The 20,333-nt window shown below is 74.3% G+C and carries 20 protein-coding genes; 9 read left to right on the top strand and 11 right to left on the bottom strand.

Features of this window, described 5'->3' with window-relative positions:
• Nucleotides 1-56 precede the first annotated feature (56 nt).
• The 3 genes from ABZ621_RS00855 to ABZ621_RS00845 form a co-directional block, all read right to left on the bottom strand.
• Nucleotides 57-1,706, bottom strand: a complete 1,650-nt coding sequence (locus ABZ621_RS00855) for a GMC oxidoreductase (RefSeq protein ID WP_360599259.1) — start codon at nucleotides 1,704-1,706, stop codon at nucleotides 57-59.
• Between the two features lie 59 nt (nucleotides 1,707-1,765).
• Nucleotides 1,766-2,560 (bottom strand): aminoglycoside adenylyltransferase domain-containing protein, encoded by a 795-nt coding sequence (locus ABZ621_RS00850; protein WP_360599257.1) that lies wholly within the window; start codon nucleotides 2,558-2,560, stop codon nucleotides 1,766-1,768.
• Nucleotides 2,561-2,715: 155 nt separating this feature from the next.
• Nucleotides 2,716-3,828: an asparaginase gene (locus tag ABZ621_RS00845; protein WP_360599255.1), complete on the bottom strand. Its 1,113-nt coding sequence runs from the start codon at nucleotides 3,826-3,828 to the stop codon at nucleotides 2,716-2,718.
• A gap of 138 nt (nucleotides 3,829-3,966) precedes the next feature.
• Between ABZ621_RS00845 and ABZ621_RS00840 the strand changes: the two genes are divergently transcribed.
• The 4 genes from ABZ621_RS00840 (at nucleotide 3,967) to ABZ621_RS00825 (ending at nucleotide 7,622) form a co-directional block, all read left to right on the top strand.
• On the top strand, nucleotides 3,967-4,431 hold the full coding sequence (locus tag ABZ621_RS00840) for an Lrp/AsnC family transcriptional regulator (RefSeq protein WP_360599253.1): 465 nt from the start codon (nucleotides 3,967-3,969) through the stop codon (nucleotides 4,429-4,431).
• Between the two features lie 200 nt (nucleotides 4,432-4,631).
• A complete protein-coding gene (locus ABZ621_RS00835; protein WP_360599251.1) occupies nucleotides 4,632-5,432 on the top strand; it encodes an endonuclease in 801 nt (266 codons plus the stop codon).
• An 88-nt stretch (nucleotides 5,433-5,520) separates the two neighbouring features.
• A complete protein-coding gene (locus tag ABZ621_RS00830) occupies nucleotides 5,521-6,795 on the top strand; it encodes a VWA domain-containing protein (protein ID WP_360599249.1) in 1,275 nt (424 codons plus the stop codon).
• A complete protein-coding gene (locus tag ABZ621_RS00825; protein ID WP_360599247.1) occupies nucleotides 6,795-7,622 on the top strand; it encodes a hypothetical protein in 828 nt (275 codons plus the stop codon). The genes ABZ621_RS00830 and ABZ621_RS00825 overlap by 1 nt, the downstream gene beginning before the upstream one ends.
• Before the next feature lie 102 nt (nucleotides 7,623-7,724).
• On the opposite strand, the gene ABZ621_RS00820 is transcribed toward ABZ621_RS00825, so the two are convergent.
• The 4 genes from ABZ621_RS00820 to ABZ621_RS00805 all read right to left on the bottom strand — a co-directional run bounded on the left by ABZ621_RS00820 (nucleotide 7,725) and on the right by ABZ621_RS00805 (nucleotide 11,828).
• Nucleotides 7,725-8,204 carry a (2Fe-2S)-binding protein gene (locus tag ABZ621_RS00820; RefSeq protein ID WP_360599246.1) on the bottom strand — a complete coding sequence of 160 codons (480 nt, stop codon included), beginning with the start codon at nucleotides 8,202-8,204 and terminating at the stop codon, nucleotides 7,725-7,727.
• 18 nt (nucleotides 8,205-8,222) lie between these two features.
• Nucleotides 8,223-10,595 (bottom strand): molybdopterin cofactor-binding domain-containing protein, encoded by a 2,373-nt coding sequence (locus tag ABZ621_RS00815; RefSeq protein WP_360599244.1) that lies wholly within the window; start codon nucleotides 10,593-10,595, stop codon nucleotides 8,223-8,225.
• 357 nt (nucleotides 10,596-10,952) lie between these two features.
• A complete protein-coding gene (locus tag ABZ621_RS00810; protein WP_360599242.1) occupies nucleotides 10,953-11,324 on the bottom strand; it encodes a hypothetical protein in 372 nt (123 codons plus the stop codon).
• Nucleotides 11,325-11,420: 96 nt separating this feature from the next.
• Nucleotides 11,421-11,828, bottom strand: coding sequence for a DUF6223 family protein (locus ABZ621_RS00805; protein WP_360599240.1), 408 nt, complete (start codon nucleotides 11,826-11,828; stop codon nucleotides 11,421-11,423).
• 270 nt (nucleotides 11,829-12,098) lie between these two features.
• Here ABZ621_RS00805 and ABZ621_RS00800 point away from each other — a divergent pair, with 270 nt between their 5' ends.
• The 3 genes from ABZ621_RS00800 to ABZ621_RS00790 all read left to right on the top strand — a co-directional run bounded on the left by ABZ621_RS00800 (nucleotide 12,099) and on the right by ABZ621_RS00790 (nucleotide 14,447).
• The gene (locus ABZ621_RS00800; protein WP_360599238.1) at nucleotides 12,099-13,226 is read left to right on the top strand and encodes a sensor histidine kinase; all 1,128 of its coding nucleotides are present in this window, start codon (nucleotides 12,099-12,101) and stop codon (nucleotides 13,224-13,226) included.
• Nucleotides 13,223-13,891, top strand: coding sequence for a response regulator transcription factor (locus tag ABZ621_RS00795; RefSeq protein ID WP_360599236.1), 669 nt, complete (start codon nucleotides 13,223-13,225; stop codon nucleotides 13,889-13,891). Before ABZ621_RS00800 ends, ABZ621_RS00795 begins: the two co-directional genes overlap by 4 nt.
• 118 nt (nucleotides 13,892-14,009) lie before the next feature.
• The gene (locus ABZ621_RS00790; protein WP_360599234.1) at nucleotides 14,010-14,447 is read left to right on the top strand and encodes an OsmC family protein; all 438 of its coding nucleotides are present in this window, start codon (nucleotides 14,010-14,012) and stop codon (nucleotides 14,445-14,447) included.
• Between the two features lie 63 nt (nucleotides 14,448-14,510).
• Here the strand turns inward: ABZ621_RS00790 and ABZ621_RS00785 are convergent, their stop codons facing one another.
• Nucleotides 14,511-15,956: a carboxylesterase family protein gene (locus ABZ621_RS00785; RefSeq protein WP_360599233.1), complete on the bottom strand. Its 1,446-nt coding sequence runs from the start codon at nucleotides 15,954-15,956 to the stop codon at nucleotides 14,511-14,513.
• A 171-nt stretch (nucleotides 15,957-16,127) separates the two neighbouring features.
• Here ABZ621_RS00785 and ABZ621_RS00780 point away from each other — a divergent pair, with 171 nt between their 5' ends.
• Complete coding sequence (locus ABZ621_RS00780; protein ID WP_360599231.1) at nucleotides 16,128-16,526, top strand: nuclear transport factor 2 family protein; 399 nt, start codon at nucleotides 16,128-16,130, stop codon at nucleotides 16,524-16,526.
• Between the two features lie 47 nt (nucleotides 16,527-16,573).
• On the top strand, nucleotides 16,574-16,936 hold the full coding sequence (locus ABZ621_RS00775; RefSeq protein WP_360599229.1) for a hypothetical protein: 363 nt from the start codon (nucleotides 16,574-16,576) through the stop codon (nucleotides 16,934-16,936).
• A gap of 112 nt (nucleotides 16,937-17,048) precedes the next feature.
• Here ABZ621_RS00775 and ABZ621_RS00770 read toward each other — a convergent pair whose 3' ends face one another.
• Genes ABZ621_RS00770 through ABZ621_RS00760 form a run of 3 tightly spaced genes read right to left on the bottom strand, consistent with a single transcriptional unit; the run spans nucleotide 17,049 to nucleotide 20,285 of the window.
• Nucleotides 17,049-17,438 carry a nuclear transport factor 2 family protein gene (locus ABZ621_RS00770; RefSeq protein ID WP_360599228.1) on the bottom strand — a complete coding sequence of 130 codons (390 nt, stop codon included), beginning with the start codon at nucleotides 17,436-17,438 and terminating at the stop codon, nucleotides 17,049-17,051.
• Nucleotides 17,439-17,446: 8 nt separating this feature from the next.
• A complete protein-coding gene (locus tag ABZ621_RS00765) occupies nucleotides 17,447-17,959 on the bottom strand; it encodes a DinB family protein (protein ID WP_360599226.1) in 513 nt (170 codons plus the stop codon).
• 43 nt (nucleotides 17,960-18,002) lie between these two features.
• Entirely contained in the window at nucleotides 18,003-20,285 is a 2,283-nt protein-coding gene (locus tag ABZ621_RS00760) for an MMPL family transporter (protein ID WP_360599224.1), read from the bottom strand.
• Between the last annotated feature and the right edge of the window lie 48 nt (nucleotides 20,286-20,333).

The raw sequence follows: 20,333 nt of genomic DNA, 5'->3' as shown, positions 1-20,333 counted from the left end.
GGGAAGGGGCCGGCCGGTGCTCCCACCGGCCGGCCCTCGCGCGTGCGGGGTCACGCTCAGAAGTCCTCGGCGATGATGCGCTCGATGTTGCGTTCGGCGAGGGCGGTGATGGTGACGAAGGGGTTGACGCTGGTGTTGCCCGGGATCAGGGAGCCGTCGATGACGTAGAGGCCCTGGTAGCCGTGGAGGCGGCCGTGGTTGTCGGTGGCGCGGTCGAGGACGGCGCCACCGAGGGGGTGGTAGGTGAGGTGGTCGCCCCAGATCTTGTACGCGCCGAAGAGGTCGGTGCGGTAGATCGTGCCCTCCTTGGCGTTGATCTTGTCGAAGATGGACTTCGCCATGTCGATGGAGGCCTGCTTCCAGGACCGGTCCCAGCTGAGGTCGACCCGGCCGGCGGCCTGGTTCCAGGTGAACTCGGCGCGGTGCGGGGTGCGGGTGATGGAGAGGTAGAAGGAGGCGTAGGTCTCGATGCCGGTGGGCAGTGGGGCGACCTCGGCGAAGGCGCCGCCCGCGTTCCAGTTGTCGATGCCGGCGGTGGGCATGGCGGACTGGAGCTTTCCGGTGGGGTCCCACATGTGGTTGGCCCGGCCGCACATGACGTTGCCGTTGTCGCCCCAGCCCTTGCCGATGTGCTCGTTGAGGGCGGGCAGCGTGCCGGTGGCCTTCAGGCGGGTGAGGAGCTTGCTGGTGCCGACGCTGCCGGCGGCGAAGAAGACCCGGTCGGCGCGGACGGTCTTGGCGGCGAGGACGGCGCCGGTGGTGTCGATCTGTTCGATGGCCACGGTGTAGCCGCCGGCGGCGGCCGGGGTGACCGAGGTGACCCGGTGCAGGGCGGAGACGGTGACCCGGCCGGTGGCGGCGGCCTGGGCGAGATACGTCTTCCGGAGGCTCTTCTTGCCGTGGTTGTTGCCGTAGATGACCTCGCCCGCCAGGGCGGACTTCGGTACGGCTCCGGCGGCCTCCTGCTTCATGTAGTCCCAGTCGTAGACGTTGGGCACGAAGACGAAGGGGAACCCGGAGCGCTGGGCGTGCTTGCGGCCCACGCGCGCGTACTGGTAGGCGTCGGTGCTCTCCCACCAGGCCTCGTCGACGGAGGTGACGCCGAGGCCCGCGTTGGCGCGCGGGTAGTAGGTGGCGTACATCTCCGCCGGGTCGACGGTGGGGAGGATCTCGGGGAAGCGCTCGCGGAGCGGGGTGACGGCCATGCCGCCGTTGACGAGCGAGCCGCCGCCGATGCCCCGGCCCTGGTAGACGGTGATGCCGGCGAAGTCCTCGGCGTCGAGGATGCCGGTGTGCCGGGGCACGTCCTTGTCGAGGGGGAAGCCGAGGAACTGGCTCAGCGGCTGCTTGGTGCGGGTGCGCAGCCAGAAGGAGCGGTAGTCGGGGGTGGTGGTGTTGGCGAAGATCTTGCCGTCGGGGCCGGTGGTGTCCCAGGCCATGCCCATCTCGATCATGTGGACGTCGACGCCGGCGCGGGCCAGGCGGAGGGCGGCGACGGAGCCGCCGTAGCCGGTGCCGACGACGAGGGCGCGCACGTGGGAGCCGTCGGTGATGGGACAGACGTTCAGGCCGGGGACCTCGGCGCGGGCGGGGGTGGTGAGGGTGCCGGCCAGGGCGGCGGCACCGAGAACGGAACCTGTTCCCGTCAGGAAGCGGCGGCGGCTGACTCCGTGAATTCCCTGGGCGGACAGGGGGCGTTCACTCATGTGATCTTCCTCACTCGTGAGCGAATGGGAACATGTTCTACGACCGGCCGCCGAGGAAGTCACGAGAAACCGACGGGTAACTTCAGGCCGGATGCGCCCTCTTGATCTCCCCGGCGACATACGCCGCGTGGGCCCGCGCGGCGGGGAGCGCGTCCGCCCAGGGCCGCCGCGAGCACCGGGCGGTGCTCCGCCGGAAGCTCCGGCAGCAGCGCGGCCGCCGCCGCGTCCTTCGACCGGATCCGGCCGGTCCGCAGGGTCGTGAGGATCCGGGCCAGGGTGAGCAGGACGTTGCGGGTGTCGCCGTCCAGGTCGGCGAGGAGCTCGGGCACGCCCGCGACGATCGCCGCCCGCAGGTCGGCCTCCGGGACCGGGTCGAACAGCTCGGACGGGCGCGGGCCGAGCAGGGAGGCGTCGCCGGAGCGGGCCATGGTGATCAGCGGGGCCAGATCGGGGCAGGGCGCGGGCGCGGGGGTGAGCCCGGCCTCGAAGTCGTCCCGCAGCCACTCGCCGTAGAGGTACTCGCAGACCGGCGGGTACCGCCAGGGGCGGACCTCGGCGTGGACGACCAGACTCAGCTCGACGGGCCGGGCGGGGCCCTCGTACGCCCGCGCGCCGGAGACGGCGAGCAGCGCGTCGGCGAGGGCGCGGCGCTCGGCCCCGGTGGTCGGCCGGGCCAGCACCGCCAGCACGTCGACGTCGCTGGTGGGGCGGAGGCCGCCGAGGACGGCGGAGCCGTGCGCGCAGGCGGCCAGGACGGCCGCGTCGCCGAGGACGTCACGGAGGAGGCGGACGACGCGGTGGGCCCGCGCGGTGGCGTCCCCGGTCGCTTCGGCTGCGGCTCCGGCCTCGGGCACGGGGGCTCCTGACGGTGGGCGGGGACGGGGATCCGTCACCGTACCGAAGGAACCGGGGCCGTACGGGGAGGTGTTTCCGGCTCGCGGGCGGAGGAGGGGTTCGACGCCCGCGAGCCGGTGCCGGGGGGTGGCGCCCGCCGGACGGTTCCGTACCGTCAGGCGCGGGTCGGGACCGGGGCGGGCGTGGCCTCGCGGGAGGTGCCGGTGGCGAGGGCGGGGGCGGGACGGACCGGGCCTTCGAGGAGGCGGCGCAGGAGGGCGGCGCGGCGGGCCGGGTCGTCGCCGTCGGAGTCGGCGAGGAGCGCGGCCAGGACGGCGACGCGGGCCTGTCCGGCCCGGAGGGTGCCGGTCAGCAGGCCGCCGTTGGCGACGAGGTCGACGGCGCCGCCGCCGGTGTAGATCTCGGCGAGCGGGCCGGACGGGACACGGGTGGTGACGGCGACGAGGACGCCTCGCGCGGTGGCCTCGGCGACGGCTTCGGCGATCTCCGGGGTGGCGTTGCCGGCGCCGGTGGCGACGAGGACGATGCCGCGGGCCCCGGCGGCGAGGGCCGCGTCGAAGTGGAGCCGGTCGCCGTCGGTGTGGTGGAAGACGACGTCCACCCGGGGCAGCGCGCCGCGGCCCGCCTCCGGGTCGGCGGTGCGGGCGGCGGACGGCAGCGGGAGGACGGCCGGGCGGTCCGGGAGGCGCTCGATGTCGACGCGGGAGAAGCCGACCCGCCCCAGGCGCTCGGCCGAGGGGTCCGCGAAGGCGTCGGCGGCGAGGGTCCGGGTCTTGACCGTGCCGCGGGCGGCGTGGACGCGGCCGTCGAAGACGACGAGGACGCCGAGCTCGCGGACGGTCGCGGCGACCTGGAGGGCGTCGTAGAGATTGCCGGGGCCGTCGCCGTCGCCGGTGCCGAAGGGGCGCTGGGCGCCGGTGAGGACGACCGGGCGGGCGTCGTCGTGGTGGAGGTCCAGGAGGAAGGCGGTCTCCTCCAGGGTGTCGGTGCCGTGGGTGACGACGATGCCGTCGACGCCGGGGTCCGCCAGGGTCTCGTGGACCGTGCGGAGCAGCACGAGCTGGTGGGCGGCGGTGAGGAGGGAGCTGTTGACGTTGAAGAGGTCGCGGACCTCGACGGTCACGCCCTCGGGCAGCGGGGCGGTGGCGAGGACGTCGTCGCCGGAGGCGTCGGCCGCGTAGCCGGTCCCCTGCCAGCGGCTCGCGATGGTGCCGCCGGTGCTGATGACGACGATCCGCCGCGGGCTTCCGTCGTTCGTCCGCTGCATGTCCGCCGCCTCTCCGTGCCTGGTGTGCCGCGGCCCCGCCCGGTTCCGGGGCCATCTCGGCAACGGTAGGCCAAAAGGCGGAGCACACGATTGCCAATGCAGGCGCAGAAATGTTTCATCGTGGCAGATAATCGCGCCATGGACCGAATTGATCTCCACATCTTGCGCGAGCTCCAGCAGGACGGCCGGCTGAGCAACCAGGAGCTGGCCCAGCGGGTCGGCCTGAGCCCCTCCCCCTGTCTGCGCCGGGTGCGCCAGCTGGAGCAGGACGGGGTGATCCGGGGATACCGGGCGATCATCGACCCGGAGGCGGTGGGGCGGGGCTTCGAGGTGCTGGTCTCCGTCGAGGTGAAGCGGGACCGGGAGACGGTGGAGGCCTTCGAGGAGGCGCTCCAGTCGATTCCGGACGTCATCGAGGCGTACCGCCTCTTCGGCAGCCCGGGCTGCCTGCTGCGGATCGCGGTGGCGGACCTCTCTGCGTACGAGCGGCTGTGGATCGAGCAGCTGACGGCGCTGGCCGGGGTCACCGAGGTGAACTCCCAGATCATCATGAAGCGGATCAAGGAGCCGAAGGGGATGCCGGTGGACCACCGGGGCGCCTGAGGCCGAAGCGACGCGATTCGCCCGTGCGCGGTCGCCGCGTATGCGAGAACGTCACCGAATGGCTCTTTGTCCGTAACACGACAACCCCCTCTCTCGTGCGAACCTCCCGGATGACACGAAGTCAACACGCGTAGACCGCCGCCCACCGAGCCGGGCACACGGCGGTCACCCGCGTGCCCGTCCCCGGGAAAGGGCCCCCCATGTCGGTTGCACGGATGCGCAGTTGGAAGGTCTGGGCGGCGCTGCCCGCCGCCCTCCTCGGCCTCACGCTCCCCGCGGTCACGGCGACCCCCGCCGCCGCCACCACGACCGCGTACGACACCACGTACTACAAGAACGCCGTCGGCAAGACCGGCACCAGCCTCAAGTCGGCGCTGCACACCATCATCAGCAGCCAGAACAAGATCTCGTACGACGCGGTCTGGAACGCCCTGAAGGTCACCGACCAGGACCCGAACAACACCAACAACGTCGTCCTGCTGTACAGCGGCGTCTCGCGCAGCAAGTCCCTCAACGGCGGCGACGTCGGCGACTGGAACCGCGAGCACGTGTGGGCCCAGTCCCACGGCAGCTTCGGCACCTCCGCCGGCCCGGGCACGGACCTCCACCACCTGCGCGCCTGCGACGTCCAGGTCAACAGCATCCGCGGCAACAAGGACTGGGACTTCGGCGGCAGCGCCGTCAGCGGCGCCGCCGGCAGCTACACCGACTCCAACTCCTTCGAGCCGCGCAACGCCGACAAGGGCGACGTGGCCCGGATGATCCTCTACATGGCCGTCCGCTACGAGGGCGACGACGCCTGGGCCGACCTGGAGCCCAACGAGTCGACCACCAACGGCAGCGTCCCCTGGCACGGCCGCCTCTCGGTCCTGAAGCAGTGGAACGAGCAGGACCCGCCGAGCGCCTTCGAGGAGCGCCGCAACGACGTCATCTTCAACACCTACCAGGGCAACCGGAACCCCTTCATCGACCACCCGGAGTGGGTCGAGGCGATCTGGTAGTCCGTCAGGACCGCGCGTCCGGCTCCCCGGAGCAGGGGGAGCCGGACCCCGGTTTGGATTGTCGGAGGATCATCAATACGATCCGCCGATGATCACGAGAAAACGGCTGGCGACCGGGGCCTGCGCGCTGCTCGTCGCCCTGACCGCCGCGCTGCTCCCCACCAGCGCCTCCGCCGACGAACCGGCGGCGAAGGAATCCCCCAAGGTCGAGCTGGTCCTCGACGTCAGCGGCTCCATGCGGGCCAAGGACATCGACGGCAAGTCCCGGATGAGCGCCGCCAAGCAGGCCTTCAACGAGGTCCTGGACGCGGTGCCGGAGGAGGTCCGGCTCGGCATCCGCACGCTCGGCGCCGACTACCCCGGCGACGACCGCAAGCGCGGCTGCAAGGACACCCGCCAGCTGTACCCGGTCGGGCCGCTCGACCGGACCGAGGCGAAGGCCGCCGTCGCCACCCTCGCCCCCACCGGCTGGACCCCGATCGGCCCGGCCCTGCTCGGCGCGGCCGACGACCTCGGCGAGGACGGGGCGACCAAGCGGATCGTCCTCATCACCGACGGCGAGGACACCTGCGCCCCGCTCGACCCCTGCCAGGTGGCCCGCGAGATCGCCGCCAAGGGCATCCACCTCGTGATCGACACCCTGGGCCTGGTCCCGGACGCCAAGACCCGGCAGCAGCTCACCTGCATCGCCGAGGCCACCGGAGGCACGTACACCTCCGTCCACCGCACCGACGAACTCTCCCGCCGGGTCCGGCAGCTGGTCGACCGCGCCGCCGACCCGGTGGTGACCCCGGTCGCCACCGAGGGCGCCGCGCGCTGCGCCGACGCCCCGAAGCTCACGCCGGGCCTCTACACGGACCGGGAGACCTTCGGCGAGCACCGCTGGTACAAGGTCGACCTGCTGCCCGGCCAGGAACTGCGCGCCTCCGTCAGCGTCTCCGCCGACCGGGCCGTCAACAACGACTACGGGGTGCTGCTGCGCGCCGTCACCCGGCACGGCCGGGAGATCGTGCGCGGCTCGGAGGCCGGCGACGGCCGCACCGACGTCGTCTCGACCGGACTGCGCTACCCGAAGCCGGAGGCGGAGGACGCGGACGAGGACGGGAAGCCGGCCGCCGAGACCGTCTGCCTCCAGGTCAGCAACTCCTTCTCCGCTCCCCCGGCGGTGAAGACCACGCCCGGCATGCCGATCGAACTCACCGTCGACGTCGTGGACGGCCCGGCAGGCGCCTCGGACGTCGCTTCCTACGGCCTCGGCCGCGGCTGGTGGCTGCTCGGCGCGCTCGTGCTCGCCGGCTTCCTCGCCGGTCTGATCTGGGGCTGGCTGTCCCGCTGGCGCCTCGCCGTCTGGAGGACCCACTGATGCGTACCGTACGGATGCTCGCGGCGGCCGCGCTGGCCGGCGCCGCCCTCCTCGGCCCCGCCGCGCCGGGCGCCCTCGCCGACACGCCCACCCCGTCGGCCACGGCCGGCGAGGACGCCGGCCCCACCGAGGCCGGCACCACCTTCCGCACCGCCGCCGCCTTCCGCCCCGGCCAGGAGGCCACCGCGCAGGCGGCGGCCGGCGACTACCTCTACTGGGTCTTCCCGGCCGACACCGGCGAGCGGCCCACCGTCAAGGCGACGGTGACGCTGCCGGAGAGCACCCTGCGGCACGGCCCCGCCACCTGGCGGGTCGACGTGTACGACGGGCTGCGCCGCCGTCAGCCGTGCATGTACGGCGCCCAGTCGCGCACCGCCGCGAAGGAGGCCGGCTCGCTGGAGCTCGCCTGCGTGCTGCGGCCCGTGCGGTCCTCCGCCGACGCCTGGGCGAACGACCCGCTGCCGGGCAGCTACTACGTGCGCCTGACCGTCACCGGGCTGCCGGAGGAGGACCTGGGCCAGCCGTTCTCGGCCCGGGTCGGCGTCGACGTCTCCGACAAGGGCGGCTCGTACGCCACCGACGGGGCGCTCGCCGCGCCGCTGGTGCCGGGGGCCACCACGGCCGAACTCGCCGAGCGGGCCGAGCAGGAGGGCCGCCGGACCGCCGTGGAAGCGGCCGCGCCCGAGGACGGCTGGTCCTCCGGCTGGTGGTCCGACCGCTGGATCTGGACCGCGGCCGGCGGCGTCCTCGCCGCGCTCGCGGGCATCGGCGGCTACGCCCTGACCAGGGGCGCGGGCCGTCCGCCGCGGGTACCGCCCGCCGCCTGAGCCACCCCTGCCGAAGGCCCCCGTCGCGAGCGCGGCGGGGGCCTTCGCGTTCTCCGGGGACGGAGGCGAGTGCAGCGGACGGGTTCGTGACGGGCCGTCCCGTCAGGGCATGCGGCGGGCCCCCTCCAGGACCGCCTGCCGGATGCGGTGGTAGGTGCCGCAGCGGCAGATGTTGCGGAGCTCGTCGAGGTCGGCCTCGGTGACCTCGCGGCCCGCCTCCCGGGCCCGGCGGACCGCGTCGACGGCCGCCATGATCTGGCCGGGCTGGCAGTAGCCGCACTGGGCGACGTCGAGGTCCAGCCATGCCTCCTGCATCGGGTGGAGCTCGGCGCCGACCGTGTCGGGGAGGCCCTCGATGGTGGTGACCTCGTCGTTCTCGGCCAGTTCGCCGACGGGTACGGCGCAGGGCGTGAACGCCTTGCCGTTCAGGTGGCTGGTGCAGGCCCGGCAGACGCCGACGCCGCAGCCGTACTTGGGCCCGGTGACGCCGAGGACGTCCCTGAGGACCCACAGGAGCCGCACGTCGGACTCGACCTCGGCGGTGACGGCCTTGCCGTTGAGGATGAAGGTGTGCTGAGGCACGGGGAACTCCGGGAGGGGTCAGAGGACGCGGTCGCGGCCGTCGGTCGGGGAGGCCGGGACCGGCGGGACGGCCGGCGTGGGCGTGAACGTGAGCGGGGCGGTGTGGTTGACCGGGAAGACCGTCGGCATGGTGCCGGTCGCCCGGCCGTACGCGCCCGCGACGGCCGCCATCGCGGCGGCGACGGCCAGCTCGCCCGCCCCGCCGGGCCTGTCGCCCGTCGGCGGCATGACGACGATCTCCAGCTCCGGCGGGGTGTTCCACTGCCGGGTGTAGTAGTAGTTGTCCCAGCTCGACTCCAGGAAGGCGCCGTCCTTCAGGTGCAGCCCAGAGGTGAGCGCGAGGGCGATGCCGTCGGAGATGCCGCCCATCATCTGGGCCTCCAGACCGCGCGGGTTGACGGCGAGGCCGACGTCGACCGCGCAGACGACCTTGGTGACCCGGGGGCCGGTGTAGGCGTTCGGGACGGTACGCCCGGTGGTCGCGGGCCGGCAGTCGATCTCGGCGAGCACGGCCACGTACGAGTGGTACTCGGGGTGCACGGCGATGCCCTGCGCGGTCCCCGGCTCCATCGGCCGCCCCCAGCGGCCCAGTTGGGCGACCTTGTCGAGCACGGCCCTGGCCCGCGCCTCCTTCATCAGGCGGCGGCGCAGCTCATAGGCGTCCTCGCCCAGGCGGCGGGCCAGCTCGTCCATGACGAGCTCCTGGGCGGTGCGCACGTTCGGCGAGTAGATGTTCCGCATCGAGCCCGTGTTGTAGCCCTTGTCGGTCTCGGCGAGGAGCTGGGTGGTGACGCCGAGGTGGTAGGGGCTGATCTGGGTGAGCTGGAACATCGTCTCGGAGAAGGTGAGGTCGGCGACCGGCAGCCGGGCCGCCTCCGCCGTCAGCACCTCGCCGATGCCGTGCCCGAAGTCCGTGGCGACGGAGGTGTGGCGCTGCTCGTAGGTGAGCACCTCGCCGAGCGAGTAGGTGGCGCGGACCCGGGAGGTCGACATGGGGTGGGTACGCCCCTGCCGGAAGTCGTCGGTGCGGTGCCACATCAGCTTCACCGGCTTGCCGAGCTTCTTCGAGATCTCGGCGGCCTCGTGGGCCGCGTCGTGGAAGAGCTTGCGGCCGAAGGAGCCGCCGCCCTCGGTGACGTGCACCTTGACGGCGGAGACGGGCAGGCCGAGGCGGAGCGCGAGCTGCTCCTGGGCGACGATCGGCGCCTTGAGCGAGCCCCAGATCTCGGCGGAGTCCGGGCGGACGTCGGCGATCGCGCAGTTGGTCTCCAGGGCGCCGTTGCTGGCGAAGTGGAAGGTGAAGCGGGCGTCGACGGCCTTGGTGAGCAGGGGCAACGGCGGGATGACGAGCGGGAGTTCGGCCCGGCGCAGCTCGGCGAGGACGGTGGCGTCGGTGGCGTCCTCGGCGGTGCCGGGGCCCCAGTCGACGTCGAGGGCGCGGACCGCGTCGACGCACTGGCCGAAGGTGCGGGCGCGGACGGCGACGCCGGTGGAGACGGTGACGACGTCGGTGACGCCCGGCATGGCCCGTACGGCGTCGAGGTTGGCGACGGAGCGGACGGTGCCGTTGATGGTGGGCGGGCGGCAGACCATGGTCGGCAGGGCGCCGTCGACCTGGAGGTCCATCGCGAACTTCTTGCGGCCGGTGACGGCGTCGAGCGCGTCGAGCCGGCCGCGGGCCGTGCCGATGACCCGGAAGTCCTCGCGGTCCTTGAGGGTGACGGTGACGGCGGAGTCCGCCACGGCGGCGGCCCTGGCCGCGAGTTCGCCGTAGCCGAGGACGGCCCCCGCCGGGGAGAGGACCGTGCCCGCCTTGGTGGTGAGGGTGGAGACGGCCTCGCCGAGGACGAGGGAGGCGGCGTGCAGCAGCCGGCCGCGGGCGACGGCGGCGGCGACCCGGATCGGGGTGTAGGTGGAGACGGTGGTGTTGGAGCCGCCGGTCAGCTGGTTGAAGAGCAGCTCGGGACGGGCGTCGGCGAGGGTGACCTCGACCTTCTCCAGGGGGATGTCCAGCTCCTCCGCGATGAGCATGGCGGAGGAGGTGGTGACTCCCTGGCCGACCTCGGCGCGCGGCAGGGCGAAGTGGACGGTGCCGTCGGGGTCGAGGCGGAGGGTGATGAGGTGGCTGGTCGGCAGCGCGGCCACGGTCAGCAGGTCGTTGAGGTCGAGGATCTCGGCCGGCCCGGGCAGCGAGGGGACGACGGCCTCGGCGGTCGCGGGGGCGAGGGCCTCGACGCCGGCCTGGGCGGCGACGGTGAGCGTCGGCGCGGCGAGCACGTAGCCGAGGAAGCGGCGCCGGCCGATGCCGGGCGCGTCGCCGCGGCCGTCCTGTTCGGGGGCGGCGGGCGAGGGGCTCTGTTCGTTCGCGCGCGCGGGATGCCGCCTGGCCATGAGGGGTGCCTTTCGACGCTGCCGTACCGGCCCGAGCGGTCCGGTCTCCTTCTCGGGTGCGGGGGCGATCATCGCGCATCCGAGGCCCGCGCGGGGCCACTTCGGTGCGGATTCCGCGAAGATCCGCGCTGGTCAGAGGCGTTTTCAGTCAGGTCCGCCGGATTTGGCCCGATGGGCGGACCCCCGGTGGGGGCGGCGTGGGACGGCGGGCATGACACTCGCTTCCCCCGATGCCTCCGCCCGCCGCGCGGACGCCACCCGCCGCCCCTCCGCCACGGTCTCCGCCGGCTGGCGGCGGCTGCTCGGGGAGCGGCGCCGCCTTGGACGGGCGTACGGCCACGAGGTCGATCTCGACGTCTACCACTGGGCCCCGGAGCGGATCGTACGGCTCCTGGCCGCGGCGGGCCTGGTGGAGTCGGCGCGGCCGGTGCGGGAACCGGACGCGACCGAGGCCTCGCCCCAGGGCTTCGTCCTGGCCCGCAGTCCGCGCAGGGTCTGAACGCGGCGGGCGTTCATCCGGCCCCCGCAGGAGCGGAGCTGGTGCCGGGAGAGCCGGGCCCGCTGGCCTCCGCCCGCGATGAGGGCGTTCACCGACACCATCGGATCGCCGCCCACCGAACGGGCGAGCAGCGCGCCCACCACGACCGGACCGAGCGCGACCACCAGGGCGGTGCCGGTGGCGGAGGCACGGCGGAGCGGGCGGGGGCGGCGCGGGGTGCGAAGGCTCATGGATCCATTGCAGCCGCCCGCGGCGGCGGGCGGATCCGCCGGTGTACTCAGCGGATGGGGGGAGCCGTACTCAGAGCCGCGCGGCGGCGGGTGCCGTCAGTCGGCGCGGCGGGCGCGGGCGGAGGCGCGGGCGCCCAGGGCCGTCGCGGCGAGGCCGATGAGCAGGGCCACGTAGGCGCCGCCGAGGCCGTTGCCGGTGCCGAGCCCGCCGTCGGCGGTGGCCGCGACCACGGCGCCCAGGACGACGGCGACCGGGCCTGCGACCAGGGCGAGCAGCGCTCCGCGCCGGGCGGTCGGACGGGTGAGGGCGCGCCAGGCGGCGGCCAGACCGATCAGACCGATCACCGCGCCGGCGGACGAGGCCAGGCGGCCCGTGCCGAAGGTGGTGACGGAGGCGGCGAGGGCCCGGGAGGGGGCGGACGCGGCGGCGGAGGCGGAGGCGGCGGTCGCGACGACCGCGAGCAGGGCGGCCGGGCCGGTGACGAGCAGGCGGCGGACGTTCATGGGAGGGCTCCTCTTCTTCGTACGGCGGTGGTGGGTGGGGCTGACGTGTGTACGGGTCCGCACGGCACGGCCCTGCCCGGTACGGCCCCTTCGCCGTACGTCCGGGTGCCCCGAGCTTGCCTCCCGGGGCCCGCCCCGGTCGTCCGCCCGCCGTGGACACTTCGCCTGCCGCGCCCGTGGTAGCCGGCGCTCGCCTACCGCGTCCGTGGTAGCCGGCGGCTCGTCCCCGGGGCCGACTCCCCCGCGCGCCGGTCCGGTTAGGGTGCGCCCATGACGGAAGTGGGAGCGGGGGTCCGGCGGCGGTACGGTGACGCGGCCGTCGCGGCGGGTGTGACGGCGGCGCTGCTGGTCACGGCGGCCTCCGGGGACCGGCCGGGACCCGCGCTCACGGTGGCCGGGTACGGCCTGCTGACCGTCGGCGGGCTCGCGCTGGCGGCGCGGCGGCGGGCGCCCCGGGTGGTGCTCGCGGTCACCGGGGCGTGCGCGGTCGGGTACCAGGCGGCCGGGTTCGACGTGCCGGTCGTGGCCTTCCTGTTCGCCGTGTACGCGGCCGTACGGGCCGGGCACCGCGGGGTCACGGCGGCGGCGAGCGTGCTGATGCTGGCCGCGCTGCCGGTGGCCGCGCTGCTGTCGGGGCCCTCCGACGCGGGCGAGGCGTTCGCACGGGCGCGGGGCGCGCTGGAGATCGCCTGGCTGGTCGCCGCGGCCGCCGCGGGCGAGGCGCTGCGGCAGGCCGAGCGGCGGGCGGACGAGGCGGAGCGGACCCGGGAGGAGGTGGCGCGGCGCCGGGCCGACGAGGAACGGCTGCGCATCGCCCGGGAGTTGCACGACTCGCTCACGCACCAGATCTCGGTGATCAAGGTGCAGTCGGAGGTGGCCGTCCATGTGGCCCGGCGGCGGGGCGAGGAGGTGCCCGCGGCGCTGCTCGCGATCCAGGAGGCGGGGCGGGAGGCGAGCCGGGAGCTGCGGGCGACGCTGGAGGCGCTGCGCGACGACGACACCGCGCCGCCCCGCGGCCTCGACGACGTGCCGGAGCTGGTCGAGCGGGCCAGGGTGTGGGGGCTTGAGGCGACGTTGAGCGTGGCGGGGCGGCCGGCGGACGTGCCGGCGGCGGTGGACCGGACGGTGTACCGGATCGTCCAGGAGTCGCTGACCAACGTGGCCCGGCACGCGGGCGCGGGCTCGGCGAGCGTGCGGATCGACTGCCGCCCGGAGACCCTGACCGTCAGCGTCGAGGACGACGGGCGGGCGACCCCGTCCCTGCCTCCGGTGCCGGGGCTCGGTCTGCTGGGCATGCGGGAGCGGGTGACCGCGCTCGGCGGCCTGCTGACCGCCGGTCCGCGCGCCGGGGGCGGATTCGCGGTCCGGGCCGAGCTGCCGGTGGAGCGGGCGCTGTGATCCGGGTGCTGCTCGTCGACGACCAGCCGCTGATCCGCAGCGGTTTCCGCGCCCTGCTCGATCTGGAGGACGACATCGAGGTGGTGGCCGAGGCCGCCGACGGCCGGGAAGCGCTCGCCCTGGTCCGTACGCACCTTCCGGACGTGGCGCTGGTCGACGTCCGGATGCCCGTGCTCGACGGGATCGAGACGACCCGGCGGATCGCCGGGGATCCGGCGCTCGCCGGGGTGCACGTGGTGATCCTCACCAATTACGGTCTGGACGAGTACGTCCTGGACGCCTTGCGTGCCGGTGCCGCCGGTTTCCTCGTCAAGGACGTGCTGCCGGAGGACTTCCTGCACGCCGTGCGGGTCGCGGCGCGTGGTGACGCGCTCCTCGCGCCCTCGATCACCCGCAGGCTCATCCACCACTGCCTCGCCCGGCCGCCGGCCGTCGCCGCCGCGGGTGCGCCCGGGCTCGACGAGCTGACCGGCCGGGAGCGCGAGGCCGTCGTCCTCGTGGCGCGCGGGCTGTCGAACGACGAGATCGCCGCCCTCATGGTGATCAGTCCGCTGACCGCGAAGACGCACGTCAACCGGGCCATGACGAAGCTCGGCGTCCGGGACCGGGCCCAACTGGTGGTGCTCGCCTACGAGTCCGGTCTCGTCACCCCGCGGGGCGGGTGACGCGGACCCGTGGCCGCGGGCGGGTGGGGCGTCCGGTACCGGCACGGCCGGGTGGGGAGGGCGGGCCGGGAGCCGTAGCGTACGGGGCAGATGTCCGTACGCAGCTGAGGAGTACCCCATGGCCGACTACCGCGTCGAGACCGAACGCACCGGATACCGCCGGTGGACCGCCCGCAACGACCGGGGCGCGGAGGTGCTGATGGCCGCCGCCGACGACGAGGGGGCGCAGCCCTCGTTCACGCCGGTGGAGCTGTTGCTCGCGGCGATGGCGGGCTGCGGTGGGCTGGTGATCGACCGGACGGCGCGGGCGGTCGAGCACGACGGGCTGCGGATCGTGGTGGAGTCGGTGTCGACGCCCGAGGACGAGGGGCGGATCGGGCGGATCCGGGTGAGCTACGAGGTCGAGCTGCCGGAGTCGAACCCGAAGGCGGCGGAGGTGTTCGCGCGCGGGGTGCGGCTCACGCACGAGAAGTTCTGCACGGTGAGCCGCACGGTGGAGCACGGGGCGCGGGTGGAGGCGATCCTGCCGGACGGGACGGTCGGCTTCGAGGGCTGACCGGGCCCGCCCCGGCGGTCGTACCGGTGGTCGTACCGGCGGTCGTTCCGGCGGTCGTACCCGTCAGCTCGGCCAGACGTCGCGGACGGGGGCGAGCGGGTCGTCGGCGACGCGGCTCTCGGCGTCCCAGAGCATCGTGGCGCGGCTGCCGGGGGTGTAGCGGGGCCAGTCGGCGCCCGGGTCCTGGTCCTTGACGAAGGCGACCCAGGCGCGGTGGACGGCGTCGGCGAGGGCCTGCGGCGGGGTGGCGCCGGCGACCTCGGGGACGCCTTCGGCGTCGAGGAGGTCGAAGGCGAACGGCAGGTCCAGGCAGTGCGGGGCGAGGCCGAGGGCAGGCGAGCGCCAGGTGAACTGGTAGAGCCAGGTGGGGCGTTCGCGGTCGGCGCGGGCGTCGGCCACGGCGAGGTTCGGGCGCCGGAACATGACGTCGGTGAGGGCCTGCCCGAAGAGGGCCGGCTCCGGCACACCGGGGTGGGCGGCGGCGAACGCGGCCGCGCGCTCCTCGTCGAGGCCGAGGGCGCCGAGGAGGACGGGGAGCGGCACGCCCTCCGGGGCGGGGACCATCGAGAACTCGTCGGCGGTGAAGCCCAGCATGAGCGGGACGCCGGCGCCCGCGTCACCGGCGGTGAGGGCCTCGGCGGGCGGTACGGGGATCAGCTCGCCGTCCGCGAAGGGCGCGAGGGCCAGCATCGGCGGCAGTCCCTCTCGGTCGGGTCCGTCCTCGGCGAGCCGGTCCTGGAGGTCGAGGAGCTCGTCGTCGCCCAGGTCGCGCAGGGCCTCGGCGGTGGTGGGCAGGCCGGTGCGGGCGGTGAAGAGGCGGGCGGCGGCGCGGGCGGCGTCCGGGCCGTCGGGGCGCAGGACGGCGCCGGAGACGGCGAGCGCGCCGCGGAAGAGGCCTCGGGCGGCGGGGACGGCGAGGAGGGTGAGGACGGCGCCGCCACCGGCGGACTGGCCGGCGACGGTGACCTTGGCGGGGTCGCCGCCGAAGGAGGCGATGTTGTCACGGACCCATTCCAGGGCGGCGATCCAGTCCCGGACCCCGCGGTTGTCGGGCGCGTCCTCCAGGCGCAGGAAGCCCTCGATGCCGAGCCGGTAGCCGAGCGAGACGAGGACGACGCCGTCGCGGTTGAACGCGGCGCCGTCGTACCAGGGGCTGGCGGCGGAACCGGCGACGTATCCGCCGCCGTGGATCCACACGAGCACGGGGAGGCCCTCGGCGGGGGCGGTGTCCGGCGTGAAGACGTTGAGGTTGAGGACGCCGGCGCCTGGGACGCTGGGCTCGGGGATGGTGGTGACCTCGGCGAACGGGCGGCGCTGCGCCGTCGGCCCGTAGGCGGTCGCGTCCAGCGCCTCGGCCCAGGGCTCGGGCGGCTCGGGCGCGGCGAACCGGAGCGCGCCGACGGGCGGCTTGGCGTAGGGGATCCCGAGGAAGCGGTACGTGCCGTCGGCGCGTCGCTCACCGCGCACGGGGCCTCGGGTGGTGCTGACGAGGGGGCCGGTGGAGGTCATCGGGCGACTCCTGGAGGTGCGCGGGCCGGTGCGGCGGCGGTGGGTGACCGCGTCAGGTTCGGGGCCCGGAGGCGGGGACGTCAATGGCTGGAACGGTAATGGTGACGCGTGTCACTGACACGAGTAAACGAGAAGGTGCGGGGCCTGGCGGCGCAGGGGCATGATGGAGCCATGACCGACCGGGACACCTTCCTGACGTGGGTCGGGACCGACCTCCAGGCCGCCGAACGGGCCCTGCACGACGGGGACCCGGTGCCGCGCAGCGCCCTCTGGTCGCGCCGCGAGCCGGTGAGCGTGCTGGGGGCCTGGTACAACGCCATCGGGCGGGAGGACGTGGACACGCTGTTCACGGCGCTCGCCCGGCGCTTCTCCGACTGCGTCGACTACCGCGTCGAGGTGCTCAGCCACGACGTCGTCGGCGACATGGCCTACACCGCGTGCTTCGAGCACATCTCGGCCAAGGTCGACGGCGAGGCCCGCGTCTACACGCTGCGCGCCACCCAGACGTACCGCCGCGAGGACGGCGAGTGGCGGGTGGTCCACCGGCACGGCGACCTCGTCCAGGCGTGACCCGCGGCCGTAGGATCCCCTGCGGACGACGAGGGGGTCGACGGATCGTGAAGTGGAGCATCGGCGGCGTCGTGGCCGGCCTGATCGTGGGCGGCGGCGGACTCGGGCTGATGGTGGCCGGCCTGGTGTGGAAGGGGCGCGCCACCCGCCCGTTCGCCGCCCGGCGGGCGGGCGTGATGGCCCACCGGGCGTACGTCCGGGACCTGAGGCGCGCCACGGACCAGGCGATCGCCGCCGCCCGCCGGGCCGCCGGCGAGGGCGAGCCGGCGATCGTCACCGTCGAGGCCGTGGAGCGGCTGGTGCGCGAGCGGTACGGGCACGAGCACGTCGAGCGGCGGCACGCGGCGGCCGCGCTCCGCCGCGGCTTCCGCGAACACGGCTGCGCCGCGGACTGCGTCACGGACGCCTGAGGCCCTGCCTTCGGATCGGGCCGGATCGGCTCGCGGCGGGGTGCGGTGCCAGGGGGCGATCCCGGAGTGATCCGGGAAACCCGGCGGCCCCGGCGGACCCGGCGGCCCCGGCCTACGGCCGGGCCGGGACGCCCGGGACCGGGGTGCCCTGGTGGTAGTAGAGCCGGAGCGTGCCGGTGGCGCCACGGCGCCAGAGGGAGGAGCGGCGGGCGCGGCGGCCGTCGATGACGGTCTCGTAGGTGAGGTGCACGAGACCGGGGGCGAGGACCGTGCCGGCGAACGCCTCGGCGACGATGGGCGGTCCGTCCTCGCCGCCGTGCAGTGTGGGCAGGGCGGCGAGCATCTCCTCGTACGTCCAGCGCCGCCCGGAGGCGCCGACCTCGGTGAACTCCGGGTCGAAGAGGGCCTCGGCGAGCGGCCGGGAGAGCCGGACGGCGGGGTCGTGGAGGCGTCGCTCGCCGGCGATCGCCGCGGCGACGTCGGGGTGGTGACGGTCCGTCATGGTCGTGTTCACTCCCCCGTCGTGCCGTCGATGCGCTCGCGGAGCAGGTCCGCGTGGCCGTTGTGCCGGGCGTACTCCTCGATCATGTGGGCGAGGACGTAGCGGACCGAGTACGTCTCGTCCCCCAGGCGTCCGGTGGCGTCGAGGGAGCCGGCCGCGTCGACGATCGCGCGGGAGCGGGCGCACTCGGTGCGCCAGACGCCGAAGTCGGCCTCGGCGTCGGCGTGTTCGACGTCGAAGTCGGCCCATTCGGTCGACCCGGGCGGCGTCCAGGGGCTGCGGCTCTCCTCCCCCGCGAGGACGTTGCGGAACCAGCCGCGCTCGACCTCGGCGGCGTGCCGGACCAGGCCGAGGAGGGAGAGCCCGGAGGGCGGCACGGCGCGCTCCTTGAGCTGCTCGGGGGTGAGCCCGGCGCATTTGAGCGCGAGGGTGTCCCGCTGGAACTGCAGCATGGCCGTGAGCGTGGCGCGCTCGTCGGCGTCGGCGGTGGGCACGGGTGTGCGGGCGTCGTTCCGGATCATGGGCGCATTCTGCCCGGCCGCGGGCGTCGGAGGGCCCGGGTTTTCAGGGGGCGGGCGGCGCGGCGGCGGCCTCGTCCCGCTTGAGCGCCTCCTCGCCCTCGGTGTCCAGGTGGGGCAGGATCCGGTCGAGCCGGCGCGGGATCCACCAGGCGTGCTTGCCGAGCAGGGTCATCACCGCGGGCACGAGCAGCAGCCGCACGACGGTCGCGTCGATGAGGACGCTGGCGGCGAGGCCCAGGCCGAGCATCTTGACGACGATGTTGTCGGAGACGATGAACGCGGCGAAGACGCTCACCATGATGAGGGCGGCGCAGGTGATGACCCGGGCGGTGATCTCCAGGGCGTGGGCGACGCTCGCCTTCGCGTCGCCGGTGCGCAGCCAGGCCTCGCGGACCCGGGAGAGCAGGAAGATCTCGTAGTCCATGCTGAGGCCGAAGACGATCGCGAACATCATCATCGGCACGTAGCTCTCGATCGGGACCTTGCCGGAGACGCCGAGCGCGGGTCCGCCCCAGCCCCACTGGAAGACGGCGACGACCACGCCGTAGGAGGCGGCGATGGAGAGCACGTTGAGGACGGCGGCCTTCACGGCGACGAGGAGGCCTCTGAAGACGGTGAGGATCACCAGGAAGGCGAGCGCGACGACGACGGCGATGATCAGCGGCAGCCGGCTGGAGACGAGGTCGAGGAAGTCGACCTGGGCGGCGGTCGTGCCGGTGACGTACGTCTTCGCGTCGGTGCCGGCCACGGCTCCGGGGAGGACGTCGTCGACGAGGTGGTTCGTCAGGTCGGTGGTCCGTTCGTCCTGCGGCGAGGCGACCGAGTAGGCGGTGCCGACGAGGACGTCGCCGTCCGAGGTGGGCTGCAGCGCGGTGATGGACGCGGCGTCGGGCACGCCGGTGAGCGCCTTCTGGAGGCTGGTCGCCAGCGCGGCCCGGTCGGAGGAGGGCACGGCGGACTGGTCGACGACGACGGTGAGGGGGCCGTTGGCGCCGGGCCCGAAGGCGGTGGAGATCAGGTCGTAGGCACGGCGGTCGGTGAAGGACTTCGGATCGGCTCCGTCGCCGATGTGGCCGAGCTGGATGAAGAACAGCGGGAAGGCGAGGATCAGCAGGCTGACGACGCCCCCGACGAGGAAGTACCAGGGGCGCCGCTCGACCCGCTGGGCGTAGCGGTGCCAGGTGCCGTGCGCTTCCTCTCCGGGCTCGGCGTCGGTCTCGGCGACCGGTCGGCGCACGTGGTAGCGGTCGATGCGGCGGCCGACGAGGCCGAGCATGGCGGGGACGAGGGTGAGGGCGGCGAGGACGGCCGTGACGACGGTGAAGGCCGCCGCGAGGCCCAGTTTCCCGATGAAGGTGACGCCGGAGACCCACAGGCCGGACAGCGCGATGACGACCGTGCAGCCGGAGACGAGGACGGCGCGGCCGCTGGTGGTGGTCGCCAGGCCCGCGGAGTCGGCGGGATCGTGGCCGTTCATGAGGTTCTGCCGGTGGCGGGTGATCAGGAACAGCGCGTAGTCGATGCCGACCCCGAGGCCGATCATGGTGGCCAGGGTCGGCGAGACGGTGCCGAAGGTGAAGGCGGCGGCCGTCAGGCCGAGCAGGGCGAGCCCGCAGATCGCCCCGATGAGGGCGGTGACCAGCGGCATCACGGCGCCGATGACGCTGCCGAAGCCGATCAGGAGGACCACGACGGCCACGGCGAAGCCGATGGCCTCGCTGGTGCGGTCGTCGGCGGCGGGCCGGGCGAGTTCGCCGAGCGATCCGCCGTACTCGACGGTCACCCCGGCGTCCCGGAGCGGCTGTACGGCGCTGTCGACGCCGGTCAGGTAGTCGTCGCCGAGCGTGGACGGCGGCACGCTGAAGCGGACCGTGATGTAGGCGGTCTTGCCGTCGGTGGACAGCGGGCCCGTGTTCGGGGTGGTGGAGGAGGCCGGGGGCGGTGTGGTGCCGGGCGGCGGCAGCGGGTTCTGGGCGCCGATGACGTCCGGCAGCTTCTCCAGGGCGGTGACCGTCGAGTTCACGGCGGACGCCTCTTCGGTGAGCGGCTTGGACGGGTCGTTGAGGACGATCTGGGCGCCGTAGCCGCCGGCCGCCGGGTCGTGCGCCTCCAGGACGGACAGGCCGTCCGCGGACTGCACGCCGGGGAGGTCGAAGTCGTCGGAGTACTGGCCGCCGACCGCGCGGTCGGTGATCTGGAGTCCGACCAGGGCGGCCAGCCACAGGGCCACCACGATGACGAAGTGGCGGGCGCACCAGTGCCCGAGCCGATAGAGACCGCTCTGTTTGGCGGGGCGGCGCCTCTGGGCCGCGGGCGTTGCGTTCATGGCCTCGCCGTGTCCGGATAGGCAGTCCCCGAGCCGGCTGTGTCCGTC

It is taken from the genome of Streptomyces sp. NPDC007863 (assembly GCF_040633895.1).
Classification (GTDB): domain Bacteria; phylum Actinomycetota; class Actinomycetes; order Streptomycetales; family Streptomycetaceae; genus Streptomyces.
This window is presented reverse-complemented; position numbering and strand designations above follow the sequence as displayed.

Coding starts and splice junctions, on each gene's coding strand:
- ABZ621_RS00770 (WP_360599228.1), bottom strand. CDS start 17,438: ATGACGGACCGTCACCACCCCGACGTCGCCGCGGCGATCGCCGGCGAG.
- ABZ621_RS00805 (WP_360599240.1), bottom strand. CDS start 11,828: ATGAACGTCCGCCGCCTGCTCGTCACCGGCCCGGCCGCCCTGCTCGCG.
- ABZ621_RS00830 (WP_360599249.1), top strand. CDS start 5,521: ATGATCACGAGAAAACGGCTGGCGACCGGGGCCTGCGCGCTGCTCGTC.
- ABZ621_RS00845 (WP_360599255.1), bottom strand. CDS start 3,828: ATGCAGCGGACGAACGACGGAAGCCCGCGGCGGATCGTCGTCATCAGC.
- ABZ621_RS00855 (WP_360599259.1), bottom strand. CDS start 1,706: ATGAGTGAACGCCCCCTGTCCGCCCAGGGAATTCACGGAGTCAGCCGC.
- ABZ621_RS00815 (WP_360599244.1), bottom strand. CDS start 10,595: ATGGCCAGGCGGCATCCCGCGCGCGCGAACGAACAGAGCCCCTCGCCC.
- ABZ621_RS00800 (WP_360599238.1), top strand. CDS start 12,099: ATGACGGAAGTGGGAGCGGGGGTCCGGCGGCGGTACGGTGACGCGGCC.
- ABZ621_RS00825 (WP_360599247.1), top strand. CDS start 6,795: ATGCGTACCGTACGGATGCTCGCGGCGGCCGCGCTGGCCGGCGCCGCC.
- ABZ621_RS00780 (WP_360599231.1), top strand. CDS start 16,128: ATGACCGACCGGGACACCTTCCTGACGTGGGTCGGGACCGACCTCCAG.
- ABZ621_RS00840 (WP_360599253.1), top strand. CDS start 3,967: ATGGACCGAATTGATCTCCACATCTTGCGCGAGCTCCAGCAGGACGGC.
- ABZ621_RS00765 (WP_360599226.1), bottom strand. CDS start 17,959: ATGATCCGGAACGACGCCCGCACACCCGTGCCCACCGCCGACGCCGAC.
- ABZ621_RS00760 (WP_360599224.1), bottom strand. CDS start 20,285: ATGAACGCAACGCCCGCGGCCCAGAGGCGCCGCCCCGCCAAACAGAGC.
- ABZ621_RS00790 (WP_360599234.1), top strand. CDS start 14,010: ATGGCCGACTACCGCGTCGAGACCGAACGCACCGGATACCGCCGGTGG.
- ABZ621_RS00810 (WP_360599242.1), bottom strand. CDS start 11,324: ATGAGCCTTCGCACCCCGCGCCGCCCCCGCCCGCTCCGCCGTGCCTCC.
- ABZ621_RS00785 (WP_360599233.1), bottom strand. CDS start 15,956: ATGACCTCCACCGGCCCCCTCGTCAGCACCACCCGAGGCCCCGTGCGC.
- ABZ621_RS00835 (WP_360599251.1), top strand. CDS start 4,632: ATGTCGGTTGCACGGATGCGCAGTTGGAAGGTCTGGGCGGCGCTGCCC.